The organism is Exiguobacterium antarcticum DSM 14480, from assembly GCF_000685865.1.
In the GTDB taxonomy this organism is placed as follows: Bacteria; Bacillota; Bacilli; order Exiguobacteriales; family Exiguobacteriaceae; genus Exiguobacterium_A; species Exiguobacterium_A antarcticum.
On the sequence record NZ_JMKS01000006.1, the window covers coordinates 206,267 to 218,372 of the forward strand.

At 47.8% G+C, this 12,106-nt stretch carries 10 protein-coding genes and 1 pseudogene; 3 read left to right on the plus strand and 8 right to left on the minus strand.

Features of this window, described 5'->3' with window-relative positions:
• Nucleotides 1-8: 8 nt before the first annotated feature.
• The 3 genes and pseudogenes from P404_RS0116740 to P404_RS0116760 all read left to right on the plus strand — a co-directional run bounded on the left by P404_RS0116740 (nucleotide 9) and on the right by P404_RS0116760 (nucleotide 2,857).
• Nucleotides 9-335, plus strand: coding sequence for a YolD-like family protein (locus tag P404_RS0116740; protein ID WP_014970455.1), 327 nt, complete (start codon nucleotides 9-11; stop codon nucleotides 333-335).
• A gap of 111 nt (nucleotides 336-446) precedes the next feature.
• Nucleotides 447-1,608 (plus strand): annotated as a pseudogene (locus P404_RS18445) (IS3 family transposase).
• Between the two features lie 86 nt (nucleotides 1,609-1,694).
• A protein-coding gene (locus P404_RS0116760) for an IS3 family transposase (protein WP_420864603.1) occupies nucleotides 1,695-2,857 on the plus strand; the annotation gives its coding sequence in 2 pieces (ribosomal slippage) (nucleotides 1,695-1,971 and nucleotides 1,971-2,857; 1,164 coding nt in all).
• Between the two features lie 60 nt (nucleotides 2,858-2,917).
• Here P404_RS0116760 and P404_RS0116765 read toward each other — a convergent pair.
• The 8 genes from P404_RS0116765 to P404_RS0116805 form a co-directional block, all read right to left on the minus strand.
• Entirely contained in the window at nucleotides 2,918-3,379 is a 462-nt protein-coding gene (locus P404_RS0116765; protein WP_026831440.1) for a YflT domain-containing protein, read from the minus strand.
• 94 nt (nucleotides 3,380-3,473) lie between these two features.
• Nucleotides 3,474-5,153: an FTR1 family iron permease gene (locus P404_RS0116770; RefSeq protein ID WP_026831441.1), complete on the minus strand. Its 1,680-nt coding sequence runs from the start codon at nucleotides 5,151-5,153 to the stop codon at nucleotides 3,474-3,476.
• Nucleotides 5,137-6,378 carry an iron uptake transporter deferrochelatase/peroxidase subunit gene (efeB, locus tag P404_RS0116775; RefSeq protein WP_014970458.1) on the minus strand — a complete coding sequence of 414 codons (1,242 nt, stop codon included), beginning with the start codon at nucleotides 6,376-6,378 and terminating at the stop codon, nucleotides 5,137-5,139. Before efeB ends, P404_RS0116770 begins: the two co-directional genes overlap by 17 nt.
• 2 nt (nucleotides 6,379-6,380) lie before the next feature.
• Nucleotides 6,381-7,217: an iron uptake system protein EfeO gene (gene efeO / locus P404_RS0116780; protein WP_026831442.1), complete on the minus strand. Its 837-nt coding sequence runs from the start codon at nucleotides 7,215-7,217 to the stop codon at nucleotides 6,381-6,383.
• 135 nt (nucleotides 7,218-7,352) lie between these two features.
• On the minus strand, nucleotides 7,353-9,011 hold the full coding sequence (locus P404_RS0116785) for a DUF2339 domain-containing protein (RefSeq protein ID WP_026831443.1): 1,659 nt from the start codon (nucleotides 9,009-9,011) through the stop codon (nucleotides 7,353-7,355).
• A gap of 155 nt (nucleotides 9,012-9,166) precedes the next feature.
• Complete coding sequence (locus P404_RS0116790; RefSeq protein WP_026831444.1) at nucleotides 9,167-10,246, minus strand: SH3 domain-containing protein; 1,080 nt, start codon at nucleotides 10,244-10,246, stop codon at nucleotides 9,167-9,169.
• 175 nt (nucleotides 10,247-10,421) lie between these two features.
• On the minus strand, nucleotides 10,422-11,471 hold the full coding sequence (locus P404_RS0116800) for an oxidoreductase (protein WP_014970462.1): 1,050 nt from the start codon (nucleotides 11,469-11,471) through the stop codon (nucleotides 10,422-10,424).
• Between the two features lie 61 nt (nucleotides 11,472-11,532).
• Nucleotides 11,533-12,030 carry a GNAT family N-acetyltransferase gene (locus tag P404_RS0116805; protein ID WP_026831445.1) on the minus strand — a complete coding sequence of 166 codons (498 nt, stop codon included), beginning with the start codon at nucleotides 12,028-12,030 and terminating at the stop codon, nucleotides 11,533-11,535.
• Between the last annotated feature and the right edge of the window lie 76 nt (nucleotides 12,031-12,106).

Below are 12,106 nucleotides of genomic sequence, written 5' to 3' on the forward strand. Positions count from 1 at the left end.
GCCTGACCGTGTTACAGTCGAAAAAAAGAACCGTCCGAAAATGGCGGCAACGAACGACGCGACATCATATTTTGCAGTTGGAACATCTGTACCAAAGAGAATCGGCTTCATCACTGCCCTTTCAAAAAGTTACTTTATGGAAGACATTAGAAGAAGCGATCCGTAGTGGACGACAGATGACGATCGAGTATGTGCGCCATGGGAAGTCCACCGTCTTGACTGGAACCATTTCCGCCTTGTTGCATCAACGTGAGATGGTCGAAGTGCAGACATCAACGGGCTTACATCAAAAAATTCGTTTTAAGGAATTGTGCGACATCCGAATAAACACGTAAAAACCGGAGGACGCATCATGCAATCTGGGCTAACCTAAAATTTTGAGACAATATAAAACACCTTCGGAGTGGTACACTTTTAAAAAGTACTAACATCGGAGGTGTTTTTGCATGGGCAAAAACGTATATTCAAGTGAAGTGAAATGGGCAGTAGTCAAAGATAAGCTGAGTGGTGAGTTAACAACGAAGAGATCATGGAGAAGTACGGAATCAAAAATGAATCTCAAATCAAAACATGGATGAAATGGTATCGTTCTAACCAACATTATCGATTTGATCAGCCGATTGGAAAACAATATACCTATGGGCATGGTTCTGATTCTGTGAGTGAGGATGACAAGAGAGAACGACAACTGTCTCATCTGAAGATGGAAAACGAAATCTTAAAAAAGTACATGGAGATCGAAAGAGAGTTGAAAAAGAAGTAGTCATAAAAATTGTAGAGTTTCTTCGGGAAAAGTATACAATCACCGCCATTCTTAACGCTTTGAATGTACCAAGAGCAAACTATTACCGTTGGATTAAAGGATCTGTGGAAGCACCTTCGGTGCTAGAAAAAGCCATCATCGAACTAAGTAAACAGACGAAGTATCGGAATGGCCATCGGAAAATAAAGGCATTATTACAGCAAATCTATCGATTAAAAGTCAATCGGAATACCGTACAGAAAATCATGCAAAAACACCATCTTCAATGTCGGATCAAGCCCAAGCGAAGATGGAAGTCTCAAGGTGAGCGCATCATAACGGCACCTGATCTTCTCAAGCGTGACTTCACAGCAAGTAAACCGAATCAGAAGTGGGTGACGGATATCACCTATATCCAATACGGCAGCACGACGAAATATCTTTCAACCATCATGGACTTATTCAATAACGAGATCATTGCCTACAAATTATACGAGCACCAACAAACGCCTCTCGTTATCGATACGTTAAAGGTAGCGCTTGAGAATCGAAACCACCCCGAGGGGGTCATCATTCATTCAGACCAAGGAAGTGTCTATACGTCATATGCCTTTCAAGATTTCGTCCAGAAGAACCATCTAACAAGCAGCATGTCTCGTAGAGGAAACTGTTGGGACAACGCAGTCATCGAATCGTTCCACTCAAATTTGAAGTCCGAGGAGTTCCAGTACGTCAAATTCAATTCGCTAAGAGACCACGAGGTCTATGAACGAGTTATGAATTACTTAAATTACTATAACGAAGAACGAATCCAAGAAAAATCAGGCTACCTGACACCTAAAAAATACGGTGTACTGGCAGCCTAATGGGCTAACCTAAAATTTTGAGACAATATAAAACACCTTCGGAGTGGTACACTTTTAAAAAGTACTAACATCGGAGGTGTTTTTGCATGGGCAAAAACGTATATTCAAGTGAAGTGAAATGGGCAGTAGTCAAAGATAAGCTGAGTGGTGAGTTAACAACGAAAGAGATCATGGAGAAGTACGGAATCAAAAATGAATCTCAAATCAAAACATGGATGAAATGGTATCGTTCTAACCAACATTATCGATTTGATCAGCCGATTGGAAAACAATATAGCTATGGGCATGGTCCTGATTCTGTGAGTGAGGATGACAAGAGAGAGCGACAACTGTCTCATCTGAAGATGGAAAACGAAATCTTAAAAAAGTACATGGAGATCGAAAGAGAGTTGAAAAAGAAATAGTCATAAAAATTGTAGAGTTTCTTCGGGGAAAGTATACAATCACCGCCATTCTTAGCGCTTTGAATGTACCAAGAGCAAACTATTACCGTTGGATTAAAGGATCTGTGGAAGCACCTTCGGTGCTAGAAAATGCCATCATCGAACTAAGTAAACAGACGAAGTATCGGAATGGACATCGGAAAATAAAGGCATTATTACAGCAAATCTATCGATTAAAAGCCAATCGGAATACCGTACAGAAAATCATGCAAAAACACCATCTTCAATGTCGGATCAAGCCCAAGCGAAGATGGAAGTCTCAAGGTGAGCGCATCATAACGGCACCTGATCTTCTCGAGCGTGACTTCACAGCAAGTAAACCGAATCAGAAGTGGGTGACGGATATCACCTATATCCAATACGGCAGCACGACGAAATATCTTTCAACCATCATGGACTTATTCAATAACGAGATCATCGCCTACAAATTATACGAGCACCAACAGACGCCTCTCGTTATCGATACGTTAAAGATAGCGCTTGAGAATCGAAACCACCCCGAGGGGGTCATCATTCATTCAGACCAAGGAAGTGTCTATACGTCATATGCCTTTCAAGATTTCGTCCAGAAGAACCATCTAACAAGCAGCATGTCTCGTAGAGGAAACTGTTGGGACAACGCAGTCATCGAATCGTTCCACTCAAATTTGAAGTCCGAGGAGTTCCAGTACGTCAAATTCAATTCGCTAAGAGACCACGAGGTCTATGAACGAGTTATGAATTACTTAAATTACTATAACGAAGAACGAATCCAAGAAAAATCAGGCTACCTGACACCTAAAAAATACGGTGTACTGGCAGCCTAATCAAGGTGTTTTATATGTGTCTCATATTGCTAGGTCAGTCTAATCCCCCGGTTTTTTTAATCATTTTTTATTCAATTTCACGTTTTGATCCGCCGGAAGCGTCGTCGTCGTTTCTTCCTCTTCAAGCTTCGGAACACCCGCCCCGTAATCCGTTGCTTCATCCGTCACGTAAGAGGCAGCGAATGCCGGGTTGAGCAAGTCCGACTTCGAACCGACGATGACGATGCGACCATGACGGACTTCCTCTTCCAGATCTTCCGCGACATCTTTTGTCATCCCGAGTTCCGATAACTGGGCGATCCGGTCTTTCCGGTTACTCCGGACGGTCGACATCAAGGTCTCAAAAAATGATTTTTTCGTCACGCGGTAAGCAAGCGTCTGGGTGTCATTCGCAATCCGTTCCGCTAACTCTTCGTCTTTTGCAAAAATGTAAATTTGTTTATTCGAATAACCGCTTGATTTCAAGCTCGTCACTTCGGCATCAACGGCCGTCATGTTACGTACGATTCGTGTTTCAATCATGTTGTTTCCTCTCCTTCATGCGAGCCAACTGTCTACTCTCGATATAAAGTTATTCCCGAAACATAATGAATAAAACATGAATCTGAAAAACCGTTCAGACCGCCTTGCGTAACCGGGTTGATGCCTGCCGTTTCCAAAAGACGGTCAGACCGATGATGAGACACAATCCGATCTGCGGGATCATCGTCTCATAAGTCGGATAAAAACCGATCCACGGAACTGACGGCAAGAAGGTGACGACATGCATCGGGACGATTCCCGTCAATTGCAAGGCATGTATGCTTGCCCCCAGGATTTTAAAGGCCATGATATAAATTAGGCAGGTTGCCGCCAGGAACAGTCGATTGATCGGGAGGCGGACCCCGAGATAAATCACGGCGACAGAAACCAGGGCAATCAATCCGATGGCTAAGAGGATGCCACTCGCCAGGGAAACGGCTGTCATCGCCGGCGCCATTCCGACATAAAACAGAAGCGTCTCGGCCCCTTCGCGGAAAATCGTCAAAAAGCTGACGGCGAACAACGACCGACCTGCGAGACTCGTCGCCAGCTGGCTTTGACGAGAAGTGACGACCGCCTTCGAATGTAACCATGAACCGACGATCAGCATCATCAAGACAGCGACAAGTCCCGTCCAGCCTTCGATTTGTTCACGACCGATGCCGGCAAACGCCGTCGAAAAGAAGTGTTGGATGATGATCGCGAGTGCCCCGCTTGCCAGTAAACCAAACACGGCACCGCTCCAAATCAAGCGTTCTCCGTTCAGCTTTGCTTTTCTCGTAAAGGCGACAAGGGCACTGATGATCAGTAATGCTTCCAGCCCTTCTCGTAGCATGACGAACATCGCGTCGACAAAGGAATAGGTCGTTTTCTGCTCCAACACCTGTAAGGAGGCGATGATCTGCCGCAGTTGTTTTTGAGCTGGGACACTCGTCTCCTCACTCAGGCGTGACACGATCACCGGGATGTCCGTTTCGATCGCCGAATAGAGCGCACTACTCCGCGTCCGGACTTCCCCTTCCCCGCTTGGCCAGCGTTCGATGAACGTCGTTAACGTCTGTTTCGCCGCCGGGATGTCCTGTGCGCCGAGCTCTTGATCGGCTTGTTCTAACAATGCGGTCAATTCCGTCAGTCCGGTCTTTTTCGTTGCTTTCACCGGATCCCCTTTTAAAAAGGAGCGGATGCTCGTATCGAACTGCTCGAGGGCCCCATTCAGTTCCGTTTGTTCAACGGTCTCGCGCGCTAAAGCAATCCGGATGGCGGAAAGTCCCATTTCGACTTGTCCGTAATGCCCGATACTCTTTTCGCGGACGACGACTTCACGGTCCGTCCAGGCAGCAAGCAGTTCCGACTGAAGCTGATTCCGTTCCGTTTCGGTCGTCGCTTCGCGTAAACGTTCCGTCCATTTGAACAAATCACGCAGGCGTTGCTCGGCTGTCGGATCAGCTGTTGGTTGTCCGGTTTCTTCCAATGCCCGGACTGCCGTCGACACCTTTGTCAACGCTTGTCCCGCAGTCATAAAGGACTGTTCCTGCCGCAAAGGAGCCAGTTGTTGCTCGATTGTCTTTTTTTCGGCAGAGGGAGCCAGTTGTTCGACTTGTTTCGCAAGCGTCGCGATCGACGTATCAAGAGCGGAGCGGTCTTTTGCATTGACCGCAGCCAGTGCCTGACCGATCGACACATACAAGTCATCCGTTTTCGTATCCGCGTGGACAAACGGCATCGTACCCGCTAAACAGAGCAACACGATCAGAAAGTTAAGCAAATAACGCATCGCCGATATACCCTCCTTTTTGAATCCCGCCGAAACAGGCAAACAAGGCACTGCCACGATGTGTGATGTATTCGTTCAATCGATCCGATGTCGCAAGCCGTTTCTGAATCGTGTTGAACTGTTCCGGTGAGCGTTGGAACGAAAGAAATAACAAACCGGCATCCAGCGCGCCGGTCGTCTCATTGATGCCCGCCTGATAGGAATAGGAACGCCGCAACAGGTGTTCTTTGCCTGTTCCATGGGCGACCGCCGTATGCGAATCACTGGGCAGTTGGGCTTCTCCGTGTGCCGTACGTTGTTTCGGTGTGACGGAGTCAAACTCTTTTTTGGAGCCGAGCGGTGCACCAGACGACCGTTCCCGTCCGAAAGTCCGTTCCTGTTCCTTTAAAATCGTCCGGTCCCAGACTTCAAGATGCATCTGGATCCGGCGAACGACAAGAAAACTGCCGTTTGTCAGCCAAGGTGATCCATCCCGCCACTGGTAAAACAAATGTTTGTCCCGAACCGTTGCTTGAGACAGATCCGGATTTCCCGTCCCGTCCTTAAATCCAAACAGATTTCGTGGGGTGCCACCTGTCGCATCCGCTGCTTTTGAACGTTGGAATCCGGATTGGGTCCAGCGAATCTTGACGACCCCCCGACCGATCCTGGTCAAGTTCCGTAACGCATGAAAGACGACTTGTTGGTCATCGGCACAAATCTGCACGACCAAATCACCGCCGGACCACCGTTCATCGAGTTGATCTAAATCAAACACGGGCAGTTCACGCAAAGCGTCCGGCCGTTTATGGGCGATTCCGAACCGGTTGTCTGCAAACAAACTGATCCCGCACCCAAACGTAAAGGTCAGATGGCTCGCCGAGAGACCGTCTGCTTCTCCTGTGTCTTCCGGCGGGACATACCGGCTGTCTGACTCGCCAAGCGACAATCCGGCCGTCAGCCGGGCACAGGCCCGTGTCCAACGCTGCAACAGATCGATCAGTTCATCACGCCGCGTCGTTTGGATATCAAAGGCCACCACCTGGACATGATTCTGAACAGGCGTCAGGATCCCTGCCTGGTACTTTCCGTAGAAGGGGACTTGATCCGTCGCTTGTGCCGTCAAGGCGCGTGGTAAAAACCGTTCGATCCCGCTTGCGTAGAGCGCCGCGCCAATCCCTGTTAAGCCAGCGACTTTCAGAACGTCACGCCGGGTAACACCTTCCTCTAAACCCGTTCGAGTCATCCTTATCCCTCCAATACGATGCCCATCTTCGAGAGTGGTTCTGCTAGCTCGTTGATGGCTTGACTTAATTGTTTGACATCTGCTTTGGATAATTCGGTATAAAGGACATACCCGTCACCCTTCTTTTTTGCTTCCAATAAGGCATTGACATCCTTGAAACGGGCAGCAATTTCCTCTGAGAGAGCTTCATCTTGTTTCGTTAAGGACGGGTTGAGCAATTGATAGATTTTTTCTGCCCCTTGGACGTTCGCTGCGAAGTCATACAAGTCGGTATGCGAATACCGGTCTTCTTCCCCCGTGACCTTTGACGTCGACACTTCGTTCAGCAAGTCGGTTGCCCCCGTGACGAGCAGTTCCGGTGTCACCTCGACCGTCTCGACTTTTGCTCGCAGGAGATGGACATCTTTCATCAATTGGTCGGCATAGGCTTCGTATCCTTTTGTTGTCCCTTTTTCGAACAGGCCTTGTTCGATCCGGTGGTACCCGCCCCACTCCGATGCCTTGACGTCTCCTTCCCGTGCATCGATTTTCGGATCAAGATCTCCGAATACTTCTGCAATCGGTTCCGCCCGTTCATAATACATCCGTGCCGGTGCATACAGTGCTTTTGCCTGTTCGAGGTCCCCGTCTTTGACCGCTGTCGTGAACGCTTCTGTTTTTTCCGTGAACTGATCGAGTTCAGCGATCGCATACGTCCGGTAATCGGCGACGACTTGCTCAAACGGGTCTGCCTCCGTCTTTGTCGCGGGTGATGCCGTCTTCGTCGGTTGTTCGTTACAAGCAGCAAGTAACGCTGTTAAGGATAATAGGCTGATGGCGAGTGTTTTTTTATGTGTCACAAGTAGTTCCCCCTGATAATTAAGTAAGTTCATTACACAGTATAGTCGATAATGATAATCGTTATCAATGTTTTTCAATAAAAAAATCTTCGCCAACAAACCGGACATGGTCAGAGGCGAAGAAGTTAGATCTCATCAAGATGGACGTTTCTTGAAGTAGGTTCGCGAAATGATGAAGGCGACGATTCCAAAACCGATGAAGACAAAGGCTTTTTGAATCAAGGACAAAAACGATAAATCAAACAAAAGCAGTTTGAGCGCACTGACGGATAATAACAACAGTCCGGACAAACGCCAGGCAGCAGACGTCCGGATGCGACCAATCGCAACCAGGACAAATGCAAGCAGGATATAGGCGACGGACAAGGTTGTACTTCGATCGGTCTGATCGAGGTTCGCATAAAACGGCAGTTCCATCACGATTAACGTGTAGGTGATGAAAACCCCTGCAGCTGCACAAGTCAACACGATTTTCCAATACTTTGTCCATTCGTGCTCCTGATGCGTCCGAACGAGGAGATAAACCAATCCCGCCGTCGCCAAAGCAAGACCAAACACCATCACGGCATACGATCGGCCATTCCATGGGTCGACTTCGTAATCGGCCAGTGTCTTCAGAATAAAGAGAAGATAGACGGCGATGCCGATCCATCGTTGATATGGCACTTGCTGACGTTTGACGAACCAGAGTCCGATTAAGACAAGGGCATACAGGATGGAACGGAATTGATCGGACAGGCTGTCTGCCGCAACGGGAAGCTGATGAATCGTAAACACGAGGGCAAGGTGCCCCACTCCGTTTTGCCAGGCATCCTTCGTCCCGTTGGCGACAACATACGCGACAACCGCAAATACGAGCGACAGACCATAGACGAACGACCACTCGACAACATACAGACTGATCAGGACGAATAGTCCGGCAAGCCAACTCGGATAATTTTTGGAAAGGGCGAGACGTCGCCCGACATAGGCCGTTCCGAGATAGGCGATAAGTGCGGCACAAACTAAACTGACCTCGTCGAGCACCGGGCGTACTTCTACGCTGACGGTGATGCAACTAAACAACAACGCAAGGAACAACATTCCCGCCGAAAAGGGATAGGCTTTAACCGCCTTTAATCGCACGACCGCGACGAACAAGGCCGTAAACAACACGACTTCATAGACTAAAAATAAAAATACATCCGGTTCGTCGGATAATTGCAGAAAAGGTAATAAAAATCCCGTAATCGATACAAGGATCAATAAAGCGCTCGAACGCATCCACAGCATCAATCCATAGGCGACGGCAAGGACAATCAGTTCGAGGAAAAAGGCCAGGAGTGGTGGATAAAAGGCATACAGTGCCATCCCGGCGAACAAGGCCGACAACGACACGATCGTTCCGGTCGCGACAAGTCCGATTCCAAGCTCCCGCCGTTTCTTCTCGTACTGAAACTCACCTAATGCCATGACAAGTAAGCCGATCACGAGACCGCTTCCGACCCGGACCGCGGGACTGATCCATCCAGCGAGTGATGCATAGGAAAAAAGAAAGATCGCTCCGATTGCAGCAAAAATCGCACCAATCCGTGGTAACCAGACCGTCGCCAACAGTTGCTCCCACTCGTCGCGCGTCCGCTTTGGCTGAACGGCCGTCGACCGTCCTTTTTTAACGAACGCGGGTCGGACTTTCGGACGGGTGACGGAAGAAGCGGGTTCAGGGACGGCTGCTGATCGTTGTTCCAACTGATCGAGACGCGCCTTTAACCGTTCGACTTCTTGTTCGAGCTGTTCCAAACGTGTTTCATCCATCTTCTCACCGGTCCTTTCAAAAGGAATTGAAACCTTGTCATTATTTTACACCATTTTTAACTGATTCCCATTTTCGGAAAATCTGTAACGTCGATGTCCAATGAAAAAAACCGGTGAAGCATGCCGCTTCACCGGTGGTTGCGCCTGTTGATGGATCAACGGACGGATAATGCATATTGTCCTGTCGTGTTGTAGACCGATGTAAATTGTGAACGGCTGACCGTGTATTTGCCACGGTATGGATCCGACACAGTAAACGCACTACTCGAGACACCCGTCACTAACATGACGTGGTAGTTCCGGTAACCGGTAAACGTTTTACCGTCCGGCTTGATCCATGAGAAGTAGCCGTATGGGTTTTTGAAATCAACCGTCGCCCAAACGATGACGGGGTTCCCGTTGCGGATTTCGCTTTCGATTTTGCTGACGCCTTGTTTGGAGATGTCAGCTGCACCACTGCGATATTTTTTCGCCAACGGTAAGATTCCTTTTGGATAGATTCCCCAGTTTTTGTAGTAATCCAGTGTTCCAGCAGGATTTCCCGTGAACATTTTTTCCGGATCTGCCCAGTAATATTTTCCGTTTTTGTAAGTCGCGTTTTTCATGCTTTTTGGCATCTGGTTATATAAAGAAGAGGCAGAGACTGCTTGTTTCTTGTATTCGAGTGCCATTTTCAAGGAAACGAACTCGCAACCAGATGGATATCCCAATGTGTACTGATTGTAATACGGCACGTTTAATTGTTTCGTCGTACTGCTTGGAGCGGTTTTCGTCAAATACTGTGTCGATACATAGCGGTAGCTGCCGTTGTATAAAATACGTGTCCAGCTGCCGCTTGTTCCGTACGAAGCCACTTTGATGCCTTTATTCAGTTGTGTGACCGTTTTGGATGTCGTGCTTGGACCGGTTCTGACGTTCAGCGTCCCGACGGTCGTATACCGCGTTCCTGTCGATGTATATTTCGATGTCGTCGATGTCCGGACATAATCTTTGTGTATGTAACCGGTTGTTGATTTATAAGTGATTTTATACCAACTGCCTGACGTTCCGTTTGACGTGTAGACGGCACCTTTCGTGATGTTTCCAAGAATCTTGCTTGTCGTCGATGGTTTTTCACGAACACGCAAGACATCCGTCGTCACCGTCAACTTCGTGGCGGCTTCTGCGATGAGTGATGGACTGAATAAGCCGATCAACACACCCGCGATGATGAAGGACGTAATGATTTTTTTCATGATGAACCCCCTTATTTCTATTAGTATACACATTTTTTCCCATCTTTTTGAAATAATAATCAATACTTCATAAGAAAATTCTGAAAAATTGTGATATCTTTTCCTTTATAACAAAAAATCTCAGCTCTGTATAGACAGATTACTGAGATGTAATTATATTGATATCGAAAAAAATTCATTTTTTAATCTCCAAAATAAACGGAGACGGGTGAGAAAACCCTTGTTCCATCAAATGAGCGACCAGTTTTGTTTCTTCTTCCGAAACGGGCAATGGGGTATCGTTTACGATGCTGTCGTAAAAAGCACGATACAGTTTACCGTAATCCCCGACCGGACTTGGAATGCGGACATCCTGCAAGTGACCATGCCGATCATGGTACAACAAACGACCGTAATCATCTTCGGAGTCTTCACCAAACCCTTCTTCTCCAGGGAAATAATTGGCTTTGAGATCAAGTTCTTGCCGATCGATATGCTGCTTGATGAACGTTCCATTCGTCCCGTGGACCATCCAACGTGGTGCACCGGCTAAAGCGACGTAACTCGTCCGGACACTGACTTTCAGGTCAGGGTAATAAAAATCAAGTGCAAAGGCATCGTCTGGGTTCCCTGCCAAGCGAACCGTTCGAATGTCATAAGCGACACGTTCCGGTTTCCCGAACAATGCGACGATCTGATCAATCGTGTGCACGCCAAGACCATACAGTGCCCCATTTTCTTTTTGCGCGATCGCCGGAGCCACTTCGGGTCGGTAGAGGTCAAAATGGGAAACGACCTCGACGAGTCGACCCAGCTTCCCCGAACGGATGACTTGTTCGATGACCTGGAAATCGCTATCAAAACGGCGATTTTGGTACGCTAATAATTTCACACCCTGCTGATGCGCTTCTTCAAACAATTGAATCGTCTCCTGTTCTGTCACCGTGAACGGTTTTTCGACAAGGACATGTTTTCCGTGCTGTAACGCTCGCAGGGCATAGCTGAAATGTGTCGCCGGAGGTGTATTGATGACGACGACTTGCAGATTTTGGTCGTTTAGCATCTGATCGAGATCCGTCGTGAACTGAACGTCCGGAAGTTTCTTGGCATAGGTTGTTTCTAAGTCTGGTTTTGATTTTCTGTTATAGATCCAAGTCACGTCAAAGGTGTCCTCGATCATGACATAAGGCAGATGATAACGGGTCGTACTTTTTCCGAAACCGATAAAACCAATCTGAAGTCGCATCTGATCACTCCTCGAATAATTCTTTCTCTAACCATACCAAAGCATCTATCACTTGTCTTATCTAAATGACCCTTTCATCCGCGACAGCAAGCTGCTCATGCTCATATGTCGAAAAACCGTCACGGATTCCTTTTGCCGTAAATCCAAACGAAGCGTAATACGCATTCAAAAATTCGTTTGTCGCCAGACAATCCAGGCGCAGCCGCTCCTCTTCTGCTGTCGCCACGGCCATGACGTGTCGCAACAGTTGTTTTCCGACGCCACGTCCTTTGGCGGCATCTCGGACGACGAGCCGGTGGATGTATAACCCTTCCCGATCATCCCATAACGTTTGATCCCATTCGAGTGAAGGTAATAACGCAACGGAACCCATCAATGCCGTGTCCTGCTCAAATACAAACAGTCTTCCGGCGGCTAAATCGCGTTGCACGAGTGCCGGCAAATCCGCCTCAAGATACGCGGACCATTGCCGACTTCCCCGTTCCTTCAGCAATTCGGCCTTTTCTTTCAGTAACACCGCAATCTGCGGGACGTCTTCTACGGTGGCTTGTCGAATCATTGTTTTCCTCCTGTGATTGAAAATTCTCTTTCATCCTAACGAACGTGACACAAGAAGAAAACCGATTTGCACAAAA